This window comes from Arthrobacter sp. K41, assembly GCF_059089645.1.
The window spans coordinates 236,845-262,336 of record NZ_JBNHEW010000005.1; the positions used below are offsets into that span (position 1 = coordinate 236,845).

General features: G+C 63.2%; 29 protein-coding genes. 14 read left to right on the forward strand and 15 right to left on the reverse strand.

Annotated features, from left to right (window positions below):
- Positions 1–108 precede the first annotated feature (108 nt).
- Positions 109–1,995, reverse strand: a complete 1,887-nt coding sequence (gene glmS, locus AC5RTE_RS13640; protein ID WP_494041934.1) for a glutamine--fructose-6-phosphate transaminase (isomerizing) — start codon at positions 1,993–1,995, stop codon at positions 109–111.
- A 137-nt stretch (positions 1,996–2,132) separates the two neighbouring features.
- Here glmS and coaA point away from each other — a divergent pair, with 137 nt between their 5' ends.
- Genes coaA through mscL form a run of 3 tightly spaced genes read left to right on the forward strand, consistent with a single transcriptional unit; the run spans position 2,133 to position 4,410 of the window.
- Complete coding sequence (gene coaA, locus AC5RTE_RS13645; RefSeq protein ID WP_494041935.1) at positions 2,133–3,098, forward strand: type I pantothenate kinase; 966 nt, start codon at positions 2,133–2,135, stop codon at positions 3,096–3,098.
- A gap of 5 nt (positions 3,099–3,103) precedes the next feature.
- Positions 3,104–3,982 carry a M15 family metallopeptidase gene (locus tag AC5RTE_RS13650; protein ID WP_494041936.1) on the forward strand — a complete coding sequence of 293 codons (879 nt, stop codon included), beginning with the start codon at positions 3,104–3,106 and terminating at the stop codon, positions 3,980–3,982.
- Between the two features lie 23 nt (positions 3,983–4,005).
- Entirely contained in the window at positions 4,006–4,410 is a 405-nt protein-coding gene (gene mscL, locus AC5RTE_RS13655) for a large conductance mechanosensitive channel protein MscL (RefSeq protein WP_494041937.1), read from the forward strand.
- Positions 4,411–4,478: 68 nt separating this feature from the next.
- Here mscL and glmM read toward each other — a convergent pair whose 3' ends face one another.
- The 3 genes from glmM to rplM all read right to left on the reverse strand — a co-directional run bounded on the left by glmM (position 4,479) and on the right by rplM (position 6,996).
- The gene (gene glmM / locus AC5RTE_RS13660; RefSeq protein WP_494041938.1) at positions 4,479–5,840 is read right to left on the reverse strand and encodes a phosphoglucosamine mutase; all 1,362 of its coding nucleotides are present in this window, start codon (positions 5,838–5,840) and stop codon (positions 4,479–4,481) included.
- 167 nt (positions 5,841–6,007) lie between these two features.
- Positions 6,008–6,514 (reverse strand): 30S ribosomal protein S9, encoded by a 507-nt coding sequence (gene rpsI / locus AC5RTE_RS13665; RefSeq protein WP_050684362.1) that lies wholly within the window; start codon positions 6,512–6,514, stop codon positions 6,008–6,010.
- A 38-nt stretch (positions 6,515–6,552) separates the two neighbouring features.
- A complete protein-coding gene (gene rplM, locus AC5RTE_RS13670; RefSeq protein WP_009358699.1) occupies positions 6,553–6,996 on the reverse strand; it encodes a 50S ribosomal protein L13 in 444 nt (147 codons plus the stop codon).
- A gap of 500 nt (positions 6,997–7,496) precedes the next feature.
- Between rplM and AC5RTE_RS13675 the strand changes: the two genes are divergently transcribed.
- The 10 genes from AC5RTE_RS13675 to AC5RTE_RS13720 all read left to right on the forward strand — a co-directional run bounded on the left by AC5RTE_RS13675 (position 7,497) and on the right by AC5RTE_RS13720 (position 15,928).
- Complete coding sequence (locus AC5RTE_RS13675) at positions 7,497–7,958, forward strand: prepilin peptidase (protein WP_494041939.1); 462 nt, start codon at positions 7,497–7,499, stop codon at positions 7,956–7,958.
- A gap of 231 nt (positions 7,959–8,189) precedes the next feature.
- Complete coding sequence (locus AC5RTE_RS13680; RefSeq protein ID WP_494041940.1) at positions 8,190–8,453, forward strand: Flp family type IVb pilin; 264 nt, start codon at positions 8,190–8,192, stop codon at positions 8,451–8,453.
- Between the two features lie 85 nt (positions 8,454–8,538).
- Positions 8,539–8,949: a TadE/TadG family type IV pilus assembly protein gene (locus tag AC5RTE_RS13685; RefSeq protein ID WP_494041941.1), complete on the forward strand. Its 411-nt coding sequence runs from the start codon at positions 8,539–8,541 to the stop codon at positions 8,947–8,949.
- Positions 8,937–9,962, forward strand: a complete 1,026-nt coding sequence (locus AC5RTE_RS13690; protein WP_494041942.1) for a pilus assembly protein TadG-related protein — start codon at positions 8,937–8,939, stop codon at positions 9,960–9,962. The genes AC5RTE_RS13685 and AC5RTE_RS13690 overlap by 13 nt, the downstream gene beginning before the upstream one ends.
- Before the next feature lie 41 nt (positions 9,963–10,003).
- Positions 10,004–10,780 carry a Flp pilus assembly protein CpaB gene (gene cpaB / locus AC5RTE_RS13695; RefSeq protein WP_494041943.1) on the forward strand — a complete coding sequence of 259 codons (777 nt, stop codon included), beginning with the start codon at positions 10,004–10,006 and terminating at the stop codon, positions 10,778–10,780.
- Positions 10,777–11,964: a CpaE/TadZ family protein gene (locus AC5RTE_RS13700; protein ID WP_494041944.1), complete on the forward strand. Its 1,188-nt coding sequence runs from the start codon at positions 10,777–10,779 to the stop codon at positions 11,962–11,964. Before cpaB ends, AC5RTE_RS13700 begins: the two co-directional genes overlap by 4 nt.
- The gene (locus AC5RTE_RS13705; protein WP_494041945.1) at positions 11,965–13,545 is read left to right on the forward strand and encodes a TadA family conjugal transfer-associated ATPase; all 1,581 of its coding nucleotides are present in this window, start codon (positions 11,965–11,967) and stop codon (positions 13,543–13,545) included.
- A gap of 1 nt (position 13,546) precedes the next feature.
- Entirely contained in the window at positions 13,547–14,479 is a 933-nt protein-coding gene (locus tag AC5RTE_RS13710; RefSeq protein WP_494041946.1) for a type II secretion system F family protein, read from the forward strand.
- Positions 14,480–14,486: 7 nt separating this feature from the next.
- Complete coding sequence (locus AC5RTE_RS13715; protein ID WP_494041947.1) at positions 14,487–15,371, forward strand: type II secretion system F family protein; 885 nt, start codon at positions 14,487–14,489, stop codon at positions 15,369–15,371.
- A gap of 92 nt (positions 15,372–15,463) precedes the next feature.
- On the forward strand, positions 15,464–15,928 hold the full coding sequence (locus AC5RTE_RS13720; protein ID WP_494041948.1) for an Hpt domain-containing protein: 465 nt from the start codon (positions 15,464–15,466) through the stop codon (positions 15,926–15,928).
- A gap of 9 nt (positions 15,929–15,937) precedes the next feature.
- Here AC5RTE_RS13720 and AC5RTE_RS13725 read toward each other — a convergent pair whose 3' ends face one another.
- On the reverse strand, positions 15,938–16,732 hold the full coding sequence (locus tag AC5RTE_RS13725) for a response regulator transcription factor (protein WP_494041949.1): 795 nt from the start codon (positions 16,730–16,732) through the stop codon (positions 15,938–15,940).
- Between the two features lie 251 nt (positions 16,733–16,983).
- Between AC5RTE_RS13725 and AC5RTE_RS13730 the strand changes: the two genes are divergently transcribed.
- Complete coding sequence (locus AC5RTE_RS13730) at positions 16,984–18,651, forward strand: sensor histidine kinase (RefSeq protein ID WP_494041950.1); 1,668 nt, start codon at positions 16,984–16,986, stop codon at positions 18,649–18,651.
- A gap of 20 nt (positions 18,652–18,671) precedes the next feature.
- Here the strand turns inward: AC5RTE_RS13730 and AC5RTE_RS13735 are convergent, their stop codons facing one another.
- From AC5RTE_RS13735 to AC5RTE_RS13780, 10 genes are all read right to left on the reverse strand, one after another.
- A complete protein-coding gene (locus tag AC5RTE_RS13735) occupies positions 18,672–19,562 on the reverse strand; it encodes a tRNA pseudouridine synthase A (RefSeq protein ID WP_494041951.1) in 891 nt (296 codons plus the stop codon).
- Positions 19,563–19,594: 32 nt separating this feature from the next.
- A complete protein-coding gene (rplQ, locus tag AC5RTE_RS13740; RefSeq protein ID WP_494041952.1) occupies positions 19,595–20,188 on the reverse strand; it encodes a 50S ribosomal protein L17 in 594 nt (197 codons plus the stop codon).
- A gap of 71 nt (positions 20,189–20,259) precedes the next feature.
- Complete coding sequence (locus tag AC5RTE_RS13745) at positions 20,260–21,270, reverse strand: DNA-directed RNA polymerase subunit alpha (protein WP_013601812.1); 1,011 nt, start codon at positions 21,268–21,270, stop codon at positions 20,260–20,262.
- Between the two features lie 131 nt (positions 21,271–21,401).
- Positions 21,402–21,803 carry a 30S ribosomal protein S11 gene (gene rpsK, locus AC5RTE_RS13750; protein WP_018760435.1) on the reverse strand — a complete coding sequence of 134 codons (402 nt, stop codon included), beginning with the start codon at positions 21,801–21,803 and terminating at the stop codon, positions 21,402–21,404.
- Positions 21,804–21,855: 52 nt separating this feature from the next.
- Positions 21,856–22,230 (reverse strand): 30S ribosomal protein S13, encoded by a 375-nt coding sequence (rpsM, locus tag AC5RTE_RS13755; RefSeq protein ID WP_003803743.1) that lies wholly within the window; start codon positions 22,228–22,230, stop codon positions 21,856–21,858.
- Between the two features lie 185 nt (positions 22,231–22,415).
- The gene (rpmJ, locus tag AC5RTE_RS13760; RefSeq protein ID WP_009358722.1) at positions 22,416–22,529 is read right to left on the reverse strand and encodes a 50S ribosomal protein L36; all 114 of its coding nucleotides are present in this window, start codon (positions 22,527–22,529) and stop codon (positions 22,416–22,418) included.
- A 70-nt stretch (positions 22,530–22,599) separates the two neighbouring features.
- Positions 22,600–22,821 (reverse strand): translation initiation factor IF-1, encoded by a 222-nt coding sequence (gene infA / locus AC5RTE_RS13765; RefSeq protein ID WP_009358723.1) that lies wholly within the window; start codon positions 22,819–22,821, stop codon positions 22,600–22,602.
- Between the two features lie 172 nt (positions 22,822–22,993).
- Positions 22,994–23,932, reverse strand: coding sequence for a P1 family peptidase (locus AC5RTE_RS13770; protein ID WP_494041953.1), 939 nt, complete (start codon positions 23,930–23,932; stop codon positions 22,994–22,996).
- Between the two features lie 86 nt (positions 23,933–24,018).
- Positions 24,019–24,846: a type I methionyl aminopeptidase gene (gene map / locus AC5RTE_RS13775; protein ID WP_494041954.1), complete on the reverse strand. Its 828-nt coding sequence runs from the start codon at positions 24,844–24,846 to the stop codon at positions 24,019–24,021.
- 71 nt (positions 24,847–24,917) lie between these two features.
- Positions 24,918–25,487, reverse strand: coding sequence for an adenylate kinase (locus AC5RTE_RS13780; protein WP_494042032.1), 570 nt, complete (start codon positions 25,485–25,487; stop codon positions 24,918–24,920).
- Between the last annotated feature and the right edge of the window lie 5 nt (positions 25,488–25,492).

Below are 25,492 nucleotides of genomic sequence, written 5' to 3' on the forward strand. Positions count from 1 at the left end.
GGCGCTCCCGGCCTTGCCGTCCGCCGTGCCCCGTGCCGGAAACAAAGAACGCCCCGGGCGAATGGCCCGGGGCGTTCAGAGGTGGGGCAGCACGCTGCCGGCCCCCAGTTACTCGACGGTGACGCTCTTGGCGAGGTTGCGGGGCTGGTCCACGTCGTAGCCCTTGGCTGCGGCGAGTTCCGCGGCGAAGATCTGCAGCGGGACGGTGGTCAGCAGCGGCATGAGCAGGGTGGGGGTTTCGGGGACGTAGAAGACGTGCTCGGCGTAGGCCTTGACGGCTTCGTCGCCTTCCTCGGCGATAACCAGGGTGCGGGCACCGCGGGCGCGGACTTCCTGGATGTTCGAGACCACCTTGGCGTGCAGTGAATCGCGGCCGCGGGGGGACGGGACCACGACGAACACGGGCTTGCCTTCGTCGATCAGGGCGATGGGGCCGTGCTTCAGCTCGCCGGCGGCGAAGCCTTCGGCGTGGATGTACGCGATTTCCTTGAGCTTCAGTGCACCCTCGAGGGCTACCGGGTAGCCGACGTGGCGGCCCAGGAACAGCACGGAGGTCTCGCTGGCCATGCTCCGGGCGAGCTTACGGAGCGGGCCGGCACCGTCCAGGATGGTCTGGATCTTCGCGGGGATCTTGGACAGGTCCGCGAGGACGTCCTTGATCTGGCCGGAGAAGATGTTTCCGCGCAGCTGCGCCAGGTACAGGCCCAGCAGGTACGCGGCGGTGATCTGGGCCAGGAAGGCCTTGGTGGAGGCCACGGCGATTTCCGGGCCGGCGTGCGTGTAGAGCACGGCGTCGGATTCGCGCGGGATGGTGGAGCCGTTAGTGTTGCAGATCGAGATGGTCTTCGCGCCCTGTTCCCGGGCGTAACGGACGGCCATCAGGGTGTCCATGGTTTCGCCGGACTGGCTGATGGACACCACCAGGGTCTTCTCGTCCAGGATCGGGTCGCGGTAGCGGAACTCGTGCGCGAGCTCCACCTCGGTGGGGATCCGGCACCAGTTCTCGATCGCGTACTTGGCCACCGTGCCGGCGTACGCGGCGGTGCCGCAGGCCAGGACGATGATCTTGTTGACCTGCTTCAGCAGCTCCGGGTCGATCCGAAGCTCATCGAGGGTCAGCATGCCGTTCAGGTCAGAACGTCCCAGCAGGGTCTGGGCCACGGCGTCGGGCTGGTCATGGATTTCCTTCTCCATAAACGAGCTGAAGCCGCCCTTTTCGGCCGAGGCCGGGTCCCAGTCCACGTGGTATTCCTTGCCCGCGGCCGGGTTGCCGTAAAAGTCGGTGATGTCCACGGTGTCCGCGGTGATGGTAACGATCTGGTCCTGGCCCAGTTCCACGGCCCGGCGGGTGTAGTCGATGAAGCCGGAGACGTCAGAGCCCAGGAAGTTCTCGCCCTCGCCCAGGCCCACCACCAGGGGTGAGTTGCGGCGGGCGGCCACGACGACGTCGGGCTGGTCCGCGTGCACGGCAAGGAGGGTGAAGGCCCCCTCGAGGCGCTGGCAGGCAAGCTCCATGGCACGGGTCAGGCCGCCGTCGGAAACGTCCCCGCCAAGCTTGTTCCGGAAAATATCACCCAGCAGCGCGGCGGCTACCTCGGTGTCCGTCTCGGACAGGAAGGTGACGCCCTTTTCCAGCAGTTCCAGCTTGAGCTCGGCGAAGTTCTCAATGATCCCGTTGTGGATCACGGCGAGCTTGCCGTCATCGGCCAGGTGCGGGTGCGCGTTCCGGTCCGTCGGCCCGCCATGGGTAGCCCAGCGGGTATGGCCGATCCCGGTTACGGTCTCCGGCAGCGGACGGTCCTCCAGCTCAGCAATCAGGTTGCTCAGCTTCCCGGACTTCTTCCGCGACTCAATCAAACCCTGGGACACCACGGCGACCCCTGCGGAGTCGTAGCCCCGGTACTCCAGGCGGCGCAGCCCCTCGATGACAACGTCCAGCGCACTGTGACTTCCGCCGTTATTAGAACGGCCCACATATCCCACGATTCCACACATAGGCACAAGACTATCGGCAGGGGTGCCCCAGATCTAAACCCTGCGTCGGCGCGGAGCCGCTTCTGTTTCATTGTTCCCCGCGTGTGTGTGCTTGCGCGCATTTCGCTCTGAGCCGGGCTGGGGGCAGAATCTCTATAGTGACTGTGCAACGCAATGACGCGAACGGCGAAGGCGTCTCCCCGTTCGTTGAGCTGGACCGGCAGACCTGGTCCCGGCTTGCAGACGAGATGGAACAGCCCCTTAACCAGGAAGACATCGTCCGTTTGCGCGGCCTTGGCGACCCCCTGGATATGAAGGAAGTCCGGGAGGTCTACCTTCCGCTCTCCAGGCTGCTGCACCTGTATGTTGAGGCCGCTGGCCAGCTGCACGCCGCCACCACCACCTTCCTGGGCGAGCAGACCCAGCGCACTCCCTTTGTGATCGGCGTGGCGGGTTCGGTCGCCGTCGGGAAGTCCACCATTGCCCGCGTGCTCCGGGAGATGCTGCGCCGCTGGCCGGGCACCCCGAATGTTGAACTCATCACCACCGACGGTTTCCTGTATCCGCTGGCTGAGCTGAAGCGCCGGCAGCTGCTGGAGCGCAAGGGCTTCCCGGAGTCCTATGACCGGCGTGCGCTGCTGCGCTTTGTGAGCGAAATCAAAAGCGGCGCTGAGGAAGTGCGGGCGCCCTGGTACTCCCACGTCACGTACGACATCGTGCCCGGCAAGGAAGTGGTGGTCCGCCGCCCCGACGTGCTGATCGTCGAAGGTCTCAACGTCCTGGCGCCGGCGAGGCCCAGGCATGACGGCCGGCAGGGGCTGGCGCTGAGCGACTTCTTCGACTTCTCCATCTATGTGGACGCCAAAACTTCCTACATAGAGGAGTGGTACGTGGACAGGTTCCGCAAGCTCCGGAGCACCGCGTTCGCACAGCCGGAGTCCTATTTCCACCGGTACGCAGCGCTTTCCGACGAGGAAGCCGAAAGCACGGCCCGGGACATTTGGAAGCGGATCAACGAGCCCAACCTGGAGGAGAACGTCCTGCCGACGCGCGGCCGGGCCCAGCTGGTGCTCACCAAAGAGGCGGACCACTCCATCCGCCGGATGCTGCTGAGAAAGGTCTAGCACAGGTGTGCTACAACTGCGCTGCTGGTCCTGATGACCTGCCGACGGCGACGACTCGCCGCAGCTTCGCCCGCTTCCTCGCCGCGGGGGCCGGGCTGACTGTTTTGGCAGCGTGCACACCCGAGGCACCCGGGGCGGCGACGCCGTCGTCCGGTTCCCCTGCTGCCTCACCGTCGCTCTCTTCCCCGGCATCCGCAACCCCGACGGCGGAGGCCACGACAGCGGCTCCCCCGCCTTCGGAGCCGTCCCCCACGCCGTCGCCCTCCTCCGCATTGCCGCGGCAGTTCTCGCTCACCGACCCGGCGAGTCCCTGGCTGGTGGTCAACAAGCACCGGCCGCTGGCGCCGGCCGACTACGTGCCCGCGGACCTGGTGCGGCCCAGCGTGACGACAACGGTTTCCGGGGAATCAGCGCTGCTGAACAATACGACGGCGGCCGCTGCCGAGGCCATGTTCGCCGCCGCCGCGCGGGACGGCGTGGCGATGGTCCTGGCGAGCGGGTACCGCTCCTACAGCACGCAGGTGACCACATACAACGGTTACGTCGCCACCCGGGGCCAAGCTGACGCCGACACGGCCAGCGCGCGGCCGGGCTACTCCGAACACCAGACGGGCTGGGCATTCGACATCGCCGACGGCTCCGGCGTGTGCGGGTTCCAGCCGTGCTTCGCGGACCAGCCCGCGGCTGTGTGGGCGAAGGCGAACGGACATAAGTTCGGTTTCGTGGTGCGGTACCCGTGGATGTTCCACCCGATTACCGGCTACTACTACGAGCCCTGGCACCTGCGGTACATCGGCGTGGAGGCTGCGACGGACATGACGACCCGGGGCATCAACACCTTGGAGGAGTACTTCGGCGTGGGGGCTGCGCCGGGGTATCTGTAAGGAGATGGGCTAGCGTGATTCCCATGCTGACTGGATTTAAGAATTTCATCATGAAGGGCAATGTGGTTGACCTTGCCGTCGCCGTTGTTATCGGCACTGCCTTCGGCTCGGTGGTCACGGCGCTGGTGAACAAGGTGCTGATGCCCTTTGTTGCCGGACTGGTGGGCTCCCCCAACTTCGACAGCTTCGCGAGGGTGGACCTGAACGGGAATTTCATCGAGTTCGGTGTCCTGCTGACCGCAATCGTCAACTTCCTGCTGATCTCCGCGGCCATCTACTTCATTGTGGTTTTGCCGATGAATTTGATGATCGAGCGCCGTAACCGGAAGCTGGATATCGATGAGGGCGTGAAAGCGGTCGCGGCCGAGGACCCGCAGATCGCGCTGCTGACCGAAATCCGTGACGCGCTCAAGAGCCGCACTCCCTAACTCCTCGCCGAAAAACGTAAAGCGGCCCGCCTCCTGCAGGAGGCGGGCCGCTTTTTGCTGTTTGCGGCTTATTCGGAAACGAGCTCCAGGGCAAGTTCAGTCCGGACCACCTGGGCAAGGTGTTCGGCGATGGACTGCGCAGTCTCCTCGTCGCCGGCCTCCACCATGACCCGCACAACGGGTTCGGTGCCCGAAGGGCGGAGCAGGACCCGGCCGGTATCGCCCAGGGCGGCTTCCGCCGCAGCCACGGCCTGCGCAAGGACCTCGTTGCTGCGGACTCCGGCACGATCCACGCCCTTGACGTTGATAAGTACCTGCGGGAGCTTGGTCATGACCGTGGCCAGTTCCTTGAGGGCCTTTCCGGTCAGGGCAATCTGGGCGGCGAGCTGCAGCCCGGTGAGCACGCCGTCGCCGGTGGTGGCGTGGTCGGCGAAGATGACGTGGCCGGACTGTTCCCCGCCGAGGTTGTAGCCGCCGTCGCGCATTTCCTCCAGGACGTACCGGTCGCCCACTGCGGTTTCACGGATGCTGATGCCGGCATCGCGGAGGGCAATCTTCAGGCCGAGGTTGCTCATGACCGTGGCCACCAGGACATCGTCCTTTAGCTTGCCCGAGGCTTTGAGTGCAAAGGCGAGGATGGCCATGATCTGGTCGCCGTCCACCTCGTTGCCCTCGTGGTCCACGGCGAGGCAGCGGTCGGCGTCGCCGTCGTGGGCGATGCCCAGGTCCGCGCCGTACTTCACCACGGCTTCCTTGAGGGGCTCCAGGTGGGTGGAGCCGACGCCGTCGTTGATGTTGTGCCCGTCGGGGTCAGCGCCGATGACCACGACGTTGGCGCCGGCGTCCTTGAAGACCTGGGGTGAGCATCCGCTGGCGGCACCGTGGGCGCAGTCCAGGACAACGGTGAGGCCGTCCAGGCGGTGCGGGAGGGTCTGCAGGAGGTGGACGATGTAGCGGTCCTCCGCGTCGGAGAAGCGCTGGATGCGTCCGACGTCGGCACCGACCGGGCGGACTGCTTCCTTGGCCATCTGCGCCTCGATGGCGTCCTCCACCTCGTCGGGGAGTTTCTGGCCGCCGCGGGCGAAGAACTTGATGCCGTTGTCCGGCGCCGGGTTGTGCGAGGCGGAGATCATGACACCGAAGTCCGCGTCCAGATCGGCCACCAGGTAGGCAGCGGCAGGGGTGGGGAGGACTCCGGCGTCGTAGACGTCAACGCCGGAGCTGGAAAGCCCTGCCTCCACGGCGGCGGCGATGAACTCTCCGCTGGCGCGCGGGTCGCGGGCCACCACGGCGCGCGGCCGGGAGCCGTTGGAGTTGCGGTCATGGCCGAGTACGACGGCGGCTGCCTGGGCCAGCTGCATGGCCAGCTCTGCTGTCAGCAGGCCGTTGGCCAGCCCCCGGACACCATCAGTTCCAAATAATCTAGACACCGGTCAAGTGTAGAGGATGGCTTTGCTTCAGCTTGAAACGGCTGGCCAGACGCACTTCTGTTGCATTCGCCGTCACGCAGGCACCCGCGCTAAACGGCAGAAGCCCGCCCCGCCAGATGGCGGGACGGGCTTCTGTGCAAGCGGGTTTAGCGCTTGACCAAGCGAATTTAGCGCTTGGAGTACTGCTGAGCCTTGCGGGCCTTCTTGAGACCGGCCTTCTTACGCTCGATGACACGGGCGTCGCGGGACAGGTAACCGGCCTTCTTCAGGGTGGCGCGGTTGTTTTCGACGTCGATCTCGTTCAGCGAACGGGCGATGCCGAGGCGCAGCGCACCGGCCTGGCCGGAGATGCCGCCGCCGTGGATACGGGCGATGACGTCGTAGGCGCCTTCGAGATCAAGGATCTTGAAGGGCTCGTTGACGTCCTGCTGGTGCAGCTTGTTCGGGAAGTAGTTGTCCAGCGCGCGGCCGTTGATGGTCCACTTGCCGGAGCCGGGAACAACGCGGACGCGGGCAACGGCTTCCTTGCGGCGGCCAACAGCTGCGCCGGCAACGGTCAGGGCCGGGCGCTCCTTCTTCGGCGCAGCGGCGTCAGCAGCTGAGCTTTCAGAGGTGTAGCTGGTAAGGGTTTCCTCAGCCTCTACGGCTTCGGTGGTCTCTTCGTTCTGAGCCACGATTCTCCTTGTATAGATAAGTTGTTTGGTGGCCAGGACTACTGGGCGACCTGGGTGATTTCGAAAGTCTTGGGCTGCTGGGCGGCGTGGGGGTGCTCAGCACCGCGGTACACCTTCAGCTTGCCCAGCTGCTGGGCAGCGAGGGAGTTCTTAGGGAGCATGCCCTTGATGGCCTTTTCAACGGCGCGGACCGGGTTGGATTCCAGCAGTTCCGCGTAGTTGACGGAGGTCAGGCCGCCCGGGTAGCCGGAGTGGCGGTATGCGCGCTTCTGCTCCAGCTTGGCGCCGGTGAGGGCAACCTTTTCAGCGTTGATGATGATGACGAAGTCGCCCATGTCCATGTGGGATGCATAGGTGGCCTTGTGCTTGCCGCGCAGCAGGATTGCGGTCTGGCTTGCAAGACGACCAAGGACAACGTCTGTGGCGTCAATGACGTGCCACTGGCGGTTGATATCGCCGGGCTTCGGGGTGTACGTACGCACGGTGTTTGCCTCGTTCTTGTTCTGGCGTTCTTGTTTAGGTGTCACTAGCTCGTGCACCTACTGTCTGCGCGCTACCGGAACAGAGGTGAGGGCTCTATGTAACCAGTCATCCTGAGGTTCCGAATGTGCACGTTGAGTAGTTATCCTGCAACCGGATTCTCAAGCGGGCACGCACCATCGGAATAGGACACGCACAACGACTACCAAGATTAGCGCGTCAAGGGGTTCAGGGTCAAAATGAGGTAGCCGGCGGCTGACTCAGCAGTTGCACGGTCCGACGGGCGGAGGGGGTCGCGGTGTTTGCAGGTGCTATTGAGGCGTCCGGAGGATGGGGCCTTGTCCTGGGAGCAGCACTGCTCGGGTGCAGCCTCTCGCCAGCCACTGAGTTTCTCATCGCTAGGTTCCTTCCTCGCCTGGGCGGTCTTCCAGGACTCAAGACAAGAATTACGACGGCGGCCGTTACCGGAGTCCTTCTTGCTGCCCTTGCGCTGCGGATTGGAATGGACTCGGTGCTGCCGGCTTTCCTCGTATGCGCTGTGCTTGCCGTGCAGCTGGCACGGATAGACCTGGCCCACCACCTTCTGCCAAATCCCCTGGTACTGACCCTGCTCATTGCCGGTCTGGCGCTTCTCAGCATCAGCAGCGCCGTTACTGCCGAGTGGACCCCGCTACTGCGTTCCGCAGCCGGTGCAGTGCTGCTTTTCCTCGCCTACCTGGCACTCGCACTTATATCCCCAGGTGGCATCGGTATGGGTGACGTGAAGCTCGCCGCCCCAGTGGGCCTATATCTGGGCTATCTGGGGTGGAGGGAATTGTTTTATGGTGCCGCGCTAGGGTTCGTTCTCGGTGGCATTGTCTCGCTCGCCTTGGTTACAGCGAAGAGAGCAAGGAAAAAAGCTGAAGTTGCCTTTGGCCCTTCAATGCTTGCTGCGCTTCTGGGCACCATTTTTTTCGCGTCTTGAGCGGCTGCTTAGACGGCAGAACCTTCTGGATGCAACATTAGCCTTTGGCCCGTCCGGTCTTTGCGATGCCTGAAGATCAAGGTTTCCGCACCACAAACGCAGGAAATTCAGAGCTTAGGAAAGCTTGGCTCAGGAAGTGGCAAAGTCCCTATTCCGGGCAGGAACTGCCGTGCATCCTATTTACATAGCTGGTGACGGACCAGCTTCCTTCACTCGCTCAGGAGTTTCAAAATGCTTGCTTTCTTCTCTAACACCGCCGCCCGCATCCGCCGTGACGAAAAAGGTGCCACCGCGGTTGAGTACGGCATCATGGTCGCGCTCATCGCTGTAGTAATTATTGCCGCTGTCACGCTGCTTGGTGGCGGACTGAAAGAAACTTTCGTGAAGGCTCAATGCTCCATTTCGGGTAAGGCATTTGTCCCCGCTGTGGCTGCAGCCCCCGCCACGTCTACAACTTCAGCTGTCACTGCGGTCGACGCCAAATGCGCCCCCTAACTGACTGGTCCGGTTTATAGGACTTATTAACTGATGGACGGGTGGCGGAGGCCTCAACCGCCGCCACCCCAGGTTTTGTGGCCTAATGCATTTTGAGGAAGGTGGCGCCATGTCGCGAACATCCGAACGTGGTGCCGCCGCAGTCGAATTTGCTCTACTGGTGCCGATCCTCATTATGCTCCTTCTAGGCATCATGGAACTTGGCAGGGCATACAACGTCCAGGTGACACTTACGAACGCTGCCCGCGAGGCTGCCCGCAGCATGGCAGTCACGAAAAACGAAGACTCCGCCCGTACAGCGGCAAAGAATGCAGCTTTAAATCTCAGCCCGGCCCTTCAAAACGGCAATATCACCTTCAGTCTTACGGCTGGAACTTCGGGATGCCCCGTCGACGCGCAGACCACGGTGACCATCAGTTACGGTCTTAGCGCGATGACGGGGATCGCGGGACCGTTCGCGATGACTGGTAAAGGAACCATGCTGTGCGGCGGATAGCAGAGACTGCCGACCGCGAACGCGGAGCAGTAGCCGTGCTCGTTGCCTTAGTCATGGTGGGGCTACTCGGATTCGCTGCTATTTCAATCGACGTTGCAAAGCTCTACTCGGAGCGTGCGCAACTGCAGAACGGAGCGGATGCAGCGGCTGTAATGGTCGCCCAAAAGTGCGCTAAGAATGTAGCAGATGCGAACTGCTCGGCGACGTCATCCATGGCCACAGAACTTGCTAACAAGAACGCCCTGGACAGTGTCAGCAACGTGAAGGCCATCGCCCTTGATAAATCTGCCCGTACCGTCCAAGTGACAGCAGGGGCAAAAGAAGCAGGTGCCCCCGCTAACAGCGTTTCCACGTTCTTCGCAGGAATTATCGGTATCCCTAACGCCGAAGTAGCAGCATCGTCGAGCGTGCGTTGGGGTAGTCCTTCGGAAGGCACAACGCCCTTTCCACTGGCAATTTCGGTATGCCAGGTGTCGGGCATGGTGGGCGGATCGACGCAACTGCTCCAAAATCATTCCGCTGACAAAAACGCAGACTGTCCTCTAGGGCCGGCCGGAAAGACGGTTCCGGGCGGGTTCGGGTGGATTGTCCAGAGCCCTGGCCAGTGTGGTGGGTTTGTTAACCTGGCCATAAACCAGAGCGGTAGCGACACGGGAAACGATGGCCCCTCAAACTGCGACGCCATCCTCAACAAGTGGGCAGGCGACATCAGCTCTGGAAAAGCTGTCACCGTCCTGCTCCCCGTTTACGAGGACGTAAGCGGAACAGGTACTGGGGCAACCTACGATCTCTTAGCTTTCGCTTCTTTTAACGTACAGGGTTGGGCGTTCAGCGGCGCCGACAAGCTTCCCATGGTCTACAACAACGCGACGTCATCCAATATAGACCTGCGGTGTACAGGCAACTGCAGAGGCATCATTGGCAGCTTTGTTGAGTATGTTTCCTTGGCTGACGGCTACAAGCTGGGGCCCGTCAGTCCTTACGGGGCGACCGTTGTAGAACTAACCAGCTAATTCAATGCCCGTCCAAATTCGATAATCCCCAGGAGCAGTTCGTGAAGTCTCGATTGTTGGCAGGAGCGGCAGCGGCGGTCCTTGCAATCGTCGGCGCGTTCTTGATTGTTTCCTACGCCCAAGGCGCGGACCAGCGGGCTGTTAAGAATCTCGAACCCGTGGCTGTCCTGGTGGTAAAGACGGCAATTCCCGCAGGCACTCCTGTGGAATCCATGACGGCGTCGCTGGTTACCCGGCAGCTGCCGGCAACCGCAGTGATGGAATCGTCCGTCAAGTCCCTTGAGGGCACAACAGGCAAGGTAGCCGCCGTCGACCTTGTGCCTGGGGAACAGCTTCTTAGCGAGCGACTGGTCGCTCCTGCGGAGATCAAAACTTCTGGATCTGTGGAGGTTCCTGCCGGCCTCCAGGAAGTCTCCTTCCAGCTTGAACCGCAGCGCGTGGTGGGTGGCCGGATCAACGTCGGTGACCACGTCGGCATCTCGCTGAACTTTGAGGATGGCGCCTACAAGCCCGCCCCCGGTGATCCCACCACCCAGCTCACTGTGCGCAAGGCTCTTGTGACAGCCGTCCAGCGGGCACCCGAGGCCGCACCGGAGGCTGCTGCCACACCAACGGCGAGCGCCAACCCCAACGCACCTGACCCGAAGGACACCACGCTGCCGGAAGGCTCACTCATGCTTACCGTCGCCGTTAGCGACATCGAAGCCGGCAAAATCATATTCGCTTCGATCAACGGCAGCCTCTGGCTAACCAAGGAACCCCTCGACGCCCAGGACAACGGGCCCCGCATCGAACGCAAGGAAGTGGTTTACAAGTGAGCCGCTTCGTCCTCATCACACCCAGCACTGATTTTGACGGCCGTTTACGACAGGCCATTGCGGGCGGGCTGCAGGGCGGCGTCCAGACGTTCTTCACGAACGTCCTGCCGGCAGGCCCCTATGACTTGTTCGCGCAGCTCAACCAGGAACAGCCGGAGGTCCTCATTTTGGGACCGGATGTGCCCGTAGACGAGGCGCTCCGCCTGGCCACCGTCCTCGACGTCCAGGTGCCGGACCTTACAGTCCTCCTGGTCAGCGAACCGGATTCGGAGCTCATCCTGCAGGCTATGCGCGCGGGAGTCCGCGACATCCTCAGTCCATCCGCTGACCCCGCCCAGCTGCGGGTGCTGCTGGAGCGCGCTTGCCAGTCCTTCGCCAACCGCCACCGCGCAGACCAGCCTCAGCAGGCCCAAAACGGCAAGGGGCGCGTGATCGGTGTCTTTTCACCGAAGGGCGGCGTCGGCAAGACGACCATCGCCACCAACCTCGCGGTAGGTTTGGGCAAGGTTGCGCCGATGAGCGTGGTACTCGTGGACCTGGATCTGCAGTTCGGCGACGTTGCCTCCGGGCTCTACCTCAACCCCGAGCACACTGTCACGGACGCAGTCTCCCCCGCCGCGAGCCAGGACACGCTGGTGCTCAAGGCGTTCCTTACCGTGCACCCTTCGAGCATCTATGCGCTGTGTGCTCCTGATAACCCGGTCGAAGCCGACCACATCGCCCCCCAACAGGTCACCCGGCTGCTGGAGCAGCTGGCGGAAGAATTCCAGTACGTTGTGGTTGATACTGCCCCTGGACTGCCGGAAATCGGGTTGGCAGCAATGGAAGCCTGCACAGACGTGGTGTGGGTCAGTGCCATGGACATTCCCAGCGTCCGCGGCCTGCGGTCAGGCCTGGACATTCTTCGCCAGCTTGAAATCCTGCCCGAGGGAAGGCACGTGGTCCTGAACATGGCTGACAACAAGTGCGGACTTTCCGTCCAGGATATTGAATCGACCATCGGTGCTCCTGTTGACGTGAGCGTACCCCGGTCCCGGGCCGTGGCGTTTTCCACCAACCGGGGTGTTCCCGTGCTACAGGAAGCCAAAAGGGATCCCGCCGTGAAGGGACTCACGCAACTTGTGGAGCGCTTCAGCTCCTCTGCCAAGAGCCAGCGGCAAAACCACCGCCGGGTGGTGGTCTAGGTGAAGTTGTCCGAACGTCTTCAGGCGGCCCAGTCGAAGTCCCAGCCGGGCGATGCACCGGCCGTAGCCGCAGCCTCGGTTACTGCTTCGTCCCCTGCCCCTACCGGGGCAGCCCCCCGCCAGGAGACTAATAAGGCCACAACGAGTGCAACCGAGCCAGCGGCAACCAATTCTTTGGCCGGCGGCAGGGGAGAAACCCCATCGGTTCCGGGGCGTAGGGAGTCTATGGTGAAGCCCCTGCAGCAGTCAGCTGCGCAGCAGGAGGTCCCGAGGCCCAAGGCACAACAGCCAGTGGATGTTTTTGCAGCTCTCAAGCAAAGAGCAGCCACCGCTCTGTTCGAACGCATGGGAGCCCGTTTCAACGACTCCACCATTACTGAGAAGGATCTGCGCAGCACGGCGCGGGAAGAGCTCAGCCGCATCATCGATGAGGAACAGGTTCCGTTAACGGCGGAAGAACGGTCCCGTCTTGTGGCAGACGTAGCCGACGACGTGCTCGGCTACGGTCCGCTGCAGCGGCTCCTGGATGATCCGGCGGTCACCGAAATCATGGTGAACCGAATGGACCAGATCTACGTGGAACGTAAGGGCAAGCTGACCTTGACAGAATCCAGGTTCAGTTCGGAAGAACACCTGCGCAAAGTCATCGAGCGCATCGTGTCCAAGGTGGGCCGGCGCATTGATGAGTCCTCTCCCCTGGTTGATGCACGCCTGGAGGACGGCTCCCGCGTTAACGCCGTGATTCCGCCACTGGCTGTCGGCGGATCCTCGTTGACCATCCGTAAGTTCAGCAAAGTGCCCCTGACAGTGCAGAACCTCATCGACTTCGGAACGCTCACCCCGGCGATGGCTGAACTGCTCGACGCCTGCGTTAAGGCCAAGCTGAATATCATCGTCTCGGGCGGTACCGGCACCGGAAAAACCACCTTGCTCAACGTTCTCTCATCCTTCCTTCCGGCCAACGAACGCATCGTTACCATCGAGGACGCTGTGGAACTCCAAATGCAGCAGGAGCACGTGGTCCGCCTTGAGAGCCGGCCGCCGAACACGGAAGGCAAAGGCGAAGTGACCATCCGTGAACTGCTCCGCAACTCACTCCGTATGCGCCCTGACCGCATCGTGGTGGGCGAAGTCCGTGGCGGTGAGTCGCTGGACATGCTCCAGGCGATGAACACCGGCCACGACGGGTCCCTGTCAACGGTGCACTCAAACTCGCCCCGCGACGCCGTCGCCCGCCTGGAAACCCTCGTGCTGATGGCTGGCATGGACCTGCCGCTGCGGGCCATCCGCGAACAAATCGCCTCCGCCGTTAACCTGATCATCCAGATATCCCGTTTGAGGGATGGCACACGCCGCATCACGCACGTCACTGAGGTGCAGGGCATGGAAGGCGACATCGTCACTCTCCAGGACGCTTTCGTGTTTGATTACTCGGCGGGAGTGGATCAGCACGGCCGCTTCCTCGGGTCACCCATTCCAACGGGCATTCGTCCGCGCTTCATAGACCGGTTCGAAGACATGGGAATCCACGTTTCAGCGGGTGTGTTCGGCGCCGCTTTGGCTCCCGCCGGAAGGTCCTGACATGGTCCTGACGATTGGCATCCTCCTGGTGATCGCCGGCATTGCCGTTGCGGGCGTTGCTGTGATGATCCCCCGCACTCCCACCGTGCCGCTTGACCGCCGCCGGCCCTTTCAAACTGACTCGACATCCCAGCTGACGCGCTTTGCCGGGTCAGCGGTCCAGGGGATCGATCGGATCCTTACCACCCGGAACGTGCGCTACTTTAACCGGGAGACGCTGGAGAACGCAGGGCTCCGGCTCAGCCAGGCGGACTTCCTGCTGCTGGTCCTTATTGGAGCCTTTGTAGGTGCCCTGGTGGGCTTAGTCGTCGCGGGGCCATTGCTGGCCATCCTCCTGGTAATCGCGGCACCCTTCGCAGCCCACCTGGTACTGGGCTTCCTCGCGGGCAAAAGACGAACAGCATTCGGTGAGCAGCTGGGTGACACCCTCCAGCTCCTCTCCGGCAGCCTCCGCGCCGGCCACAGCATCATGCGGGCCATTGACGCTGCAGCAAATGAATCACAGGCGCCAACATCCGAGGAAATGCGCAGGATCGTTTCGGAGACCAGCCTGGGCCGGGACCTCCTCACTTCGCTGAACGACACTGCCGAGCGCATGAAGAGCGAGGACTTCGTCTGGATCAGTCAGGCCATCCAGATCAACCGGGAAGTGGGTGGAAATTTGGCCGAGGTACTGGACCAGGTCAATGAGACGATCCGCGAGCGCAACGAGATCAAGGGTCACATCAAATCCCTGGCCGCTGAAGGCAAGTTCTCGGCGTACATCCTCATGGCGCTTCCCATCGGCATCGTGGCAATGCTCATGCTGGTAAGTCCGGGCTACATGGACAAGATGGTTTCCACAGTTCTCGGGTGGGTAATGATCGTTGCCTCGATCATTATGATGACCATCGGCGGACTGTGGATGCGCAAGATCATTGACCTGAAGTTCTGAGCACAACATGAGCCCCCTGATAGCCCTCGCGCTCCTCTTCATTTGCCCGCCGCTCGCATATCTGACCTGGTCCCTGCTGTCCATCGACAAAAAGGGCCAGGCGATTGCCCGCGACATACTGTCCCGTGGCGCCCACCACACCGAGGTGGAGAAACGAACCAGCACGGGCCTGCTCGAAAAAATCGGCCGCCGCCTCACCCCTGCCGGCTACGTGCACAAGCTGGACCATCTTCTTTCCCTGGCTGGCCGCCCGGCGAACCTTCCCCTGGGCCGGGTGCTGGCGGCCAAGCCTGCGCTCGGCTTGCTCGGCGGCTTGATTGGGCTGTGGCTGAGTTCAGTGGGAACGACGCCGATCATCAAGCTCGTTGGGCTGTTCGTCCTGGTCCTGGGGTACTTCATCCCTGACCTCCTGCTCTACAGCAAAGGGCAGGAACGCCAGAAAGTGATGCAGCTGGAGCTGGCCAACACCCTGGACCAGATGTTGATCTCCGTGGAGGCAGGACTCGGCTTTGAAGGCGCGATGGCACGTGCGGGTGAAAACGGCAAGGGCCCCCTGGCTGAGGAGCTGGTGCGCACCCTGCAGGACATGCAGGTTGGCCGCAGCCGCCGGGAGTCCTACATGGCGCTGGCTGAGCGGACCAACGTTCCCGAGCTGCGCAGCTTTGTGCAGGCCGTGGTTCAGGCAGACACCTACGGGATTGCCATCAGCCGGGTGCTCCGCGTCCAGGCGAAGGTCATGCGTGTGAAGCGCCGCCAACGCGCGGAGGAAAAGGCGATGAAGCTACCTGTGATGATCCTGTTTCCGCTGTTGTTCTTCATTTTTCCCGTGCTTTTCATTGCAATCCTCGGGCCGGCAGTCATCAACACTATCGAGACGTTCAGCGGGCAATAGACGCCACAGGCTTGCTGTTAAAATGCCTCAAGTTTTGCACAGGATCACCGTAATTAGGACAACCGACTAATCCCAGGAAGTAGCCTTGAAGTATGCGAAATCCAGATTCCGGCTCCAGCGACAGGAGCGCAGCGGCGCCTCCAGCGGAGTCCGGAATCTCACTGGCAACCGGGTCGGACATCTCGCAGGAAGCCGCCGGGCTTTTGCCGCTCATTGACGCGGCAGTGCTGGAGGAGTTGGAAGACGAGCTTGCCGGCTCTGGACTTGCCCAGCGCTTCGCCCGCGACTACGCAACAATGTGGGACCAGCGCCGCTCACGGCTGGCCGCCGCGGTGGACAGCCAAGATACCGATTCAGCGCTGGATGCCGCCATCAGCCTGAAGATCAGCTCGGCCATGGTGGGCGGGATGCGCCTGGCTAAACTGGCAGAGTTGCTGGAAGCACTGATCCGCCGCGGTGACTTTGGCCAGGGCCGGGTCCTCATGGAGCGGCTGACTCGCGACGGCGGCCAGACCGTTTCAGAACTGCGGGCCACTATCATTCTCAAAAACGGGTAGTTCCCGGCGCTATCCGGCGTCCGGCCGGGTGGGCGCCAAGCGGTATCCAACACCTCTCACCGTCTGCAGCCACCGCGGCGCAACAGGGTCTTCTTTCAGCTTCCGCCGCAGGTTGCCCACGTGAACCTCGACGGCGCGTTCGTCGGCCTCGCTGATGTAAGCGTCCTCGCCGTAGAGGTCCCCGCGTACTGCCTTGACGAGATCAGCCCGGGTGCACACCGCCCCGCCGCCGCGCAGGAGCACGTGGAGTAAATCGAATTCGCTCCGGGTCAGGCCCAGGGGCTCCCCCTTGATTTCCACTGTGCGTGTCCGGTGGTTCAGTGTGAGTCCGTTGTGGTGGAGTACGGCTGAGTCCTGGGCGCGGGCGGCCGGAGCTGCCGCCACAGGCGCCGCTCCCCACACAGTGGCCGCAGAGTTCTGCCCGTTGACCTCGTGGCGCGGCCTGCGCATCATGGCTGCAACGCGTGCCCTGAGCTCGCGCGGCCGAAAGGGCTTGGCGATGTAGTCGTCAGCACCGGCGTTAAGGGCGGACAGCAGATCAGGCTCCTCGGTCCTGCCGGTCAGCATCACCACGTAGGCGTTGCTGAAGTTACGGATCCGCCGCAGCACCTCAAACCCGTCGATATCCGGCAGCCCAATATCCAGCGTCACCACGTTGGCCTGCTTGTCCCGGACCACTTCCACGCCGGCCCTGCCGTCAACTGCTGTATGCACCTCAAAGCCTGCCTGGCTCAACACTCCCTCGAGGAGGTTCCGCACGTCGGCGTCGTCTTCAATTACTACAGCCACACCAAGATCGTCCATTGATATCCCTGCGCCAGGCAGTTACGACCCCCCATCAGCCCAGCGCTGATGCCATAACCGCTCCAACCCTTTATACGCTACAGACAAGGGCTGCTGATGACATCTCTTTCAACTATGCATTTGAAAAGTCAATTATTATGACAAGGACAGTGAATCGAGCATAGAAAGGATGCGTGCCAGGTTGCTTTATAGATACACAGGCGCGCATCTGCGGGGAAACCATTGCTCGCTCCTCGGCCCTGGCAGGTCCCATGGCTGAGCGCCTTTTCCCGCGGGGGCCCGCCCGCTTCTTCCAGACGCTCGGTCCGCGTTCCCAGGTTGCCCTGTGCCAGCTGCCCCTGACCTTGATCGTGGCGGCCCTTTTCGTTGCCACTCCCTTTGCCTGGCCGGCGTTGCTGCACAATCCGCTGTATATGGGCGGGATCGTCCTGACCGTCCTGCTCTTGCTCGGCTGTCTCCTCGTACCGTGGGAGCGCCTGGCACACCGCCCCTACCTGCTGATCCCCATCCTGGACTTCGTTGCGATCGGGCTGCTCCGCAACGGTGCTGCTCCCCTTCTCCCGGGCCTCGCCGTGCTGGCGGTGTTCCCGGTCATTTGGCTCTCTGCCTCCGGCATGCTCACCCGCAGCAGCCTGGTCCTGAGCTTCTTCGGCCCCATGCTCATCATGGTGCCCTCGCTCGCCGGCCGGTTCCCCAACCTGACGGCCTCGGATATCACCACCACCTTCCTCTTTCCCCTGATGATGCTCTCGGTGTCCCTGGCCATCAGGTTCGCCAGCGTCCACGTCCGGCTGCAGCAGCGCGAGCTGGCGGAGAAGGACATTGAGCTGCGCAAGCTGCTCCGCGAGAGCAGGGAACGTGAAAAGCTGCTCATGACGGTCCTTGATGCCACCGACGTCGGTATTGCCGCCGTCGACCGTTCCGGCCGCCTGCTGGTGTCCAACAACCGGCAGCGCAACTTCCGGGAGGCCACCCGCGCCGACGACGCCGTCCCCAGCCACGGGCACCAGCTGATCTTTGGGCAGGACAGGCGGACCCTGCTGCCACCCGAAAAGCGCCCCATCAGCCGCGCCATTGCCGGTGAGTCCTTTGCCGACTACCTCGTGTGGGCGGGCGAGGGTGCCGAGCAGCGGGCCATTTCGACGGCGGCGCGGCCGCTGGTGAGTGAGGACGGGCAGCTGACCGGCGCTGTTGTCGCTTACAGTGACGTCACCGGCTGGGTTGAGGCGCTGGCGGCGAACCAGGAACTCGTCTCCAACGTCACGCACGAGTTCAAGACGCCCCTCAATTCCATCATCGGCAACGTGGACCTGGTGCTCGACGACGTCGCCGCCTTGCCGCCGCAGCTAGCCCAGCGATTGCTGGTGGTGCAGCGGAACGCCGAACGGCTGCTGGCGCTGGTGGCGGACCTGTCAGCTTCTGCCTCCGCGGCACTCAATGTCCATCCCAAACGGACGGACCTGGCCAGCCTCGTGGAAAGCAGCATCGACTCCGCGCAGGCACAGGCGGAGTACGCGAACATCTCGCTCACTGCCGACGTTCCCTCACCCCTGTGGGCGTACGCGGACCCGCTCCGGATCGGCCAGGCTTTGGACAACCTCGTGTCCAACGCCATCAAGTACTCCCCCGACGGCGGGAGCGTCAGCATCAGCGCCCACAGCACCAGGGAGTGGGTGCAGCTCAGCGTCAGCGACACCGGGATGGGAATCAGCAGCGAGGACACCGCCAGGGTTTTCAACCGCTTCTACCGGACGGAGGCCGCCAGGGGCGCGGCCATCGCCGGCGCGGGACTGGGCCTGTCCATCACCAAGACCATCGTGGAAGGCCACGGCGGCAAGATCACGTGCGCCAGCGGACAGGGGCAAGGCAGCACGTTCACCCTGACCCTCCCGGCCGAGGGCCCCCCGCCGTCGTTCTAGCCTTCGGAGCGCACAACTAGCTACTCGCGCCGCGCGCGGGTGAGCTCCGCACGGGCCAGCAACTCGCCGTCGGACGGGTACGCCACTTCCTCCAGCACCAGCGGGTGCGGTGCCGCCAGCACGGACCTGGCATCACGCTTCCTGGCCAACAGCCGCCCGTAAAGCCAGCCCGGCTCCTCCGCGCCCTCCCCCACGTACAGCGCAGAACCGATCAGGGCACGCACCATGTTGTGGCAGAAAGCGTCAGCCTGGATGGTGGCCACGATGACGCCGTCTTCAGCCCGGGCGAACTCAAAACGCTGCAGCTCACGGAGGGTGGTGGCTCCCTCGCGGGGCTTGCAGAAGGACAGGAAGTCCTGCAGCCCCAGCAGCTTGGCAGCGCCCTCATTCAGCAAGGAAACATCCAGCGGGTTCTTGTACCACAGCGTCGAGTACCGGCCCAGCGGGTCCCACAGTGCGGGGCCGTCGGCAATGCGGTAGCTGTAGCGCCGCCACAGGGCCGAGAACCTGGCGTCGAAACCTGGCGGCGCCACCGCGATCCGGTGCACCTCCACCGCCCCGGTGAGGTCACCGAGCACCCGGCTCAGCGCGCCGCGTATCCTGCGGAGCATGGCGACGGCGGGATCCAGTTCGTGACCGCGCGGCAGTTCCAGCCACTCGGCGTCCGTGAGGTCCAGGTGCACCACTTGGCCGCGGGCGTGCACCCCCGCGTCGGTGCGTCCGGCAACGGTGACGCGGACGGGCCGCCGGACCAGCAGATGCAACGCCTCCTCGAGGACGCCCTGGACGGTCCGCAGCCCTGGCTGCAAGGCCCACCCGCTGAAGGGGCCGCCGTCGTAGGACAGATCAAGCCGGATACGCAAAAACCCGCCGCCCCCCATAACGGGGGCCGCGGGTTTTTGGTGGTTCATAGACTCAAGTCTATGCCAAGGAAATCAGCGAATTACTTCGCGTCCTTCTCCTCGGCAGCCGGAGCTTCAGCAGCTTCCTCAGCGGCCGGAGCCTCTTCGGCTGCAGCGGCGGTCTCGGGAGCCAGTGCTTCCTCAGCGGCCGGTGCTTCTGCTGCTTCAGTCTCGACAACCTCAGCTTCGGGAGCTTCCTCAGCAGCCGGAGCAGCCTTGTCTGCATCGCGCTTGGCAGCCGCGGTAGCTTCAGCTACTACGGCCTGCTTGGCTGAAACGGGCTCAAGGACGAGCTCGATGACAGCCATGGGAGCGTTGTCGCCCTTGCGGTTGCCGATCTTGGTGATGCGGGTGTAGCCGCCATCGCGGTTCTCCACAGCCTGGGCGATGTCGGTGAACAGCTCGTGGACGACGCCCTTGTTGCTGATCAGGCCGAGCACGCGGCGGCGGGAAGCGAGGTCGCCACGCTTGGCGAAAGTCACCAGGCGCTCTGCGTACGGCTTCAGGCGCTTGGCCTTGGTCACCGTGGTGGTGATCCGCTTGTGCTCGAACAGTGCTGCTGCCAGGTTCGCGAGCATGAGGCGCTCGTGAGCCGGGCCGCCTCCGAGGCGCGGACCCTTAGTGGGGGTAGGCATAATTGTTTCTCCTCAAATGGAAGCCGTGGGCTGTGCACACCATGGTGCCCGGCCCGCGGCCAAGGTCTGGTTTAGAGTTCGTCGTCGCCGAAGGCGGCGTCGTCCTCTTCGATTGCTGCGGCGCGTGCTGCGAGGTCAAAACCGGGAGGCGAGTCCTTGAGGGACAGGCCCAGTTCAACCAGCTTTGCCTTGACCTCGTCAATGGACTTTGCACCGAAGTTGCGGATGTCCATCAGGTCAGCCTCGGAGCGGGCAACGAGTTCACCCACGGTGTGGATGCCCTCACGCTTGAGGCAGTTGTAGGAACGGACGGTGAGGTCCAGATCCTCGATCGGCAGGGCCATGTCGGCTGCCAGGGCAGCGTCGGTGGGTGACGGGCCGATCTCGATACCTTCAGCTGCGGTGTTCAGCTCACGTGCCAGACCGAAGAGCTCCACCAGGGTGGTGCCTGCGGAAGCGACGGCATCGCGCGGGGCGATGGCCTGCTTGGTCTCGACGTCGACAATCAGCTTGTCGAAGTCGGTGCGCTGCTCAACACGGGTTGCTTCCACGCGGAAAGTAACCTTCAGCACCGGCGAGTAGATGGAGTCGACCGGGATACGGCCGATCTCTGCGTCGCCGGACTTGTTCTGAGCTGCCGAAACGTAGCCGCGGCCGCGCTCGATGGTCAGTTCGAGTTCGAACTTGCCCTTCGAGTTCAGCGTGGCGATGTGCAGATCCGGGTTGTGGAATTCGACGCCGGCCGGCGGAGCGATGTCCGCGGCGGTGACGACTCCGGGGCCCTGCTTGCGCAGGTAAGCGACAACCGGCTCATCGTGCTCGGAGGAGACCGACAGGCTCTTGATGTTCAGGATGATCTCAGTGACATCTTCCTTGACACCCGGAACCGTGGTGAACTCGTGCAGCACGCCATCGATCCGGATGCTGGTTACAGCGGCACCGGGGATGGAGGAGAGCAGGGTACGGCGGAGGGAGTTTCCGAGGGTGTAGCCGAAGCCCGGTTCCAGCGGTTCAATGATGAAGCGCGAACGGTTTTCGGAGACTACCTCTTCGGAGAGGGTGGGGCGCTGTGCAATGAGCACTTAGGTTTCCTTTCGGCGAGCATCCGCTATATGACGCAACACAGGTGGTGGAAATGTGGTCTGAAGACTTAACGCGCTGGGCTTGCCCGGACCGTCAACGGTCCGGGCAAGCTCAGGCGGCGTCGAAAGCCTTAGACGCGGCGGCGCTTCGGCGGGCGGCAGCCGTTGTGCGCAGCGGGGGTGACGTCCTGGATGGAGCCAACCTCGAGGCCTGCGGCCTGCAGCGAACGGATCGCGGTTTCGCGTCCGGAACCCGGTCCCTTGACGAAAACGTCAACCTTGCGCATGCCGTGCTCCTGGGCACGCTTGGCAGCAGCTTCGGCAGCCATCTGCGCTGCGAACGGGGTGGACTTACGCGAGCCCTTGAAGCCAACCTCACCTGAGGAAGCCCAGGAGATAACAGCGCCGCTCGGATCCGTGATGGAAACGATGGTGTTGTTGAACGTGCTCTTGATGTGCGCCTGGCCCAGCGCGATATTCTTCTTGTCCTTCTTACGCGGCTTGCGAACCGCGCCACGAGTCTTCGGGGGCATTATTTCTCCTACAGAAAGTTATTGGGGAAAGTACCGTTAATCCCGGCCGGGATTAACGGGCCTTCTTCTTGCCGGCGACGGTGCGCTTCGGGCCCTTGCGGGTACGGGCGTTGGTCTTCGTACGCTGTCCGCGTACGGGCAGGCCCTTGCGGTGGCGCAGGCCTTCGTAGCTGCCGATTTCAACCTTGCGGCGGATATCTGCTGCTACTTCGCGGCGAAGGTCACCCTCAACCTTGTAGTTGCCTTCAATGTAGTCACGCAGCTCAACCAGCTGTGCATCAGTCAGGTCCTTGACGCGAACGTCAGCGCTGATGCCAGTGGCAGCCAGGGTTTCGTGTGCACGGGTCTTGCCCACGCCGTAGATGTAAGTAAGCGCAATTTCCAACCGCTTTTCGCGGGGAATGTCTACGCCAGCGAGACGAGCCATAGTGGCAGTACTCCTTGAATAAACCGGAGGTCGTAGGCAGTACACCCGCACGTTCTGTGCGGCCCCAGCCTCCGACCGGGGGTTAGCTGTCCGGACTCTTTCGAGCTCAATGTTCCAGATCAGCTTGTGCTGCCTTTATTTACTTGCGTGGGTTAGCAACCCAGGATTTCCTTCAGGGAAGGAAATTAGCCCTGGCGCTGCTTGTGGCGCGGGTTCTCGCAGATCACCATGACCCGGCCATTACGGCGGATCACTTTGCACTTTTCGCAGATCTGCTTGACGCTCGGCTTGACCTTCATGGCATTCCTTTGCGTGTAACAGTTGGTCAACTGGAGCGGCGATCAGTTCACACCGAAGCCGCCCAGCAATTTACTTGTAGCGGTAGACGATACGACCACGAGTGAGGTCGTACGGGCTCAGCTCCACCACTACGCGGTCCTCCGGGAGGATCCTGATGTAGTGCTGACGCATCTTTCCAGAGATGTGTGCCAGTACGATGTGCTTGTTGGTGAGCTCAACGCGAAACATCGCGTTAGGCAGCGCCTCGGTCACAACGCCTTCGATCTCAATGACCCCGTCCTTCTTGGCCATACCCTCCGCTAACTGTTGTTGCCGCCGTCCTGCCGGATTGCACCGGGCATGACCACGAACGTTTTTGTTGGATCGATTGCCGGTTCCAGGCCCCAAAAGGGCGTGGCAGTCCAGACAACCAACAAGCAACACTACTCTGTCCCGCGGCAAAAGTTAAATCGGCAATAGTAACCTACCCGGCGCCGAACACACCATAATCGCCGCCGGGAGTACTCACGGCGCTGGCACTGGCCACGCCGTCAAGGATGGCCAGGCGTACGACGTCGGCTGCCGCACTCTGCAGTGTGATGAGGCTGAGCTGCCGGGCAGCTTCGTCTGTCCGGTCCAGGTGCACCGCCCCGGTTGCGAGGCAAAAGACAACATCGCCATCGGCCAGGGTGTGGGACGGGTTCAGGGCCCGGGCGATCCCGGCATGGGCAGCCGAGGCGGTCCGCTTGCACTCGGCCACGTCAAGAACTGCGTTGGTGGCGACGACGACGAGGGTGGTGTTCAGGGGCGTGCCTGGCTGTACTACCGACTCCCGGAGAACGGAATGCTCAACCACCGGCAGCCCCAGGGCGTTGACGACGGCAAGGGCCCCGACCACTGCCCCGTTCTCCAGGGTGATCGACGACGCGGTGCCAATCCCGCCCTTGTAGGTACGGGCGAGGAGTGCGCCGGTGCCGGCTCCGATGTTGCCGCGTCCGACGTCGTGCCTATCCTTCTCTGCAGCCGCGGCGGCAGTTGCGGCGTAGCCCATGTCCGGCGTCGGGCGCGCTGAGAAGTCACCGCCGCGGCCGAGGTCGAAGATCGCGGCCGCGGGGACGATCGGCACCACTCCCCCGGGAACTGCGAAGCCCCGATTGTTCTCCTCGCACCAGCGCTGGGCGCCCAAGGCGGATGCGAGGCCGTAGGCGCTGCCGCCGGTGAGCACCACGGCGTCCACTTCACTGACCAGGGTGGTGGGGTCAAGGGCATCGGTTTCGTGGGTGGCCGGCCCGCCGCCCTGGACGTCCACCGAACCGACGGTGCCGGGCGGCGGCAGGACTACTGTCACGCCGGTCAGCCAGCCGTCGTCGGTCTTCTGTGCGTGGCCGACCCGGACCCCGGGCACATCGGTGATTGCTCCCATGGCCCCCATTGTTCCCCCTCCCCCAACTGGCTCGCAGTTGTTGTCGTTTTGGGCGCCCAGAACGACAACAACTGCGACCTACTTTGCTACGGGATGGGGACGGGGGTGACGCCAAGGGGCACCAGGTGCTCCGCGCCGCCGTCGGGCGCTGACAGCACCCAGATGCCCTTGTCGTGGACTGCAACGGAGTGCTCCCACTGGCAGGAGCGCTGGCCGTCCGTGGTGACCACGGTCCAGTCGTCCTCCAGCACCGCGGTGTCGATGCTGCCCCGCACGAGCATTGGCTCGATCGCGAGGCAGAGGCCCGGGCGGATTCTCGGGCCTCTGTGGCTGGTGCGGTAGTTCAGTACGTCCGGGGCCATGTGCATCTCCGAGCCGATGCCGTGCCCCACGTAGTCCTCAAGGATGCCCAGCGGTTTGCCCGGCACGGACGAAACGTAGTCGTCGATGGCAGCACCGATGTCACCCACGTGCTTGCCCTTGGCCAGTGCCGCGATACCCCGCCACATGGCCGCCCGGGTTACGTCCGAGAGGCGCTGGTCCTCGGGGTCCGCGGTGCCCACGACGACCGTCCGGGCGGAGTCGGAGTGCCAGTCGTTGACGATCGCGCCGCCGTCGATCGAGATGATGTCGCCCTCACGGAGGACACGGCTGCCGGGGATCCCGTGCACCACCTCCTCGTTCACCGAGGTGCAGATGGTGGCCGGGAAGCCGTGGTAGCCAAGGAAGTTGGACTTGGCGCCGGCGTCGTTCAGGACGGCCGCGAAAACGTCGTCCAGGTGCTTGGTGGTGACGCCGGGAACGGCTGCTGCCACGGCGGCGTCCAAGGCACGGCTGAGGACCAGGCCTGCTTCGTGCATGGTGCGCATCTGGGCGTTGGTCTTGTATTCGATGCGGGGCTGGCCAAAGGCCATGGGTGTTTCCTTTCAAATGGCTGAGGCTCCTCCCGATTACCGGGAGGAGCCTCGGAAAAGCTGTGCCTGGATCAGGCTGCCTGGGCGGCCTTGATGGCCTGCATCACGCGGTCGGTGACCTCGTCGATGGGGCCGATGCCGTCCACCTGGGTGAGGATGCCGCGTTCGGCGTACTTGGCCACTACGGCTTCGGTCTGCTCGTGGTACAGGTCAAGGCGGTGGCGGATGACGGCTTCGTTGTCGTCGCTCCGGCCGGTTTCCTTGGCACGGCCCAGGAGGCGGTGCACCAGTTCCTCGTCGTCGGCAGTCAGCTGCAGGACGACGTCGAGCTTCTCTTCGCCTTTGGCAAGGATCTCGTCGAGGTAGTCCACCTGCGCGGTGGTGCGCGGGTAGCCGTCCAGCAGAAAGCCGCCCTCGACGTCGGACTCGTTGAGCCGGTCGCGCACCATCTTGTTGGTCACGCTGTCCGGAACGAAGTCGCCGGCGTCCATGAACTTCTTGGCCTCAATGCCAAGCGGCGTTTCGCCCTTTACGTTTGCACGGAAGATATCGCCGGTGGAGATCGCCACAACGCCGAGGCGCTCCGAAATCCGTTCCGCCTGCGTTCCTTTTCCGGAACCGGGAGGTCCAATAATCAGCATTCTCG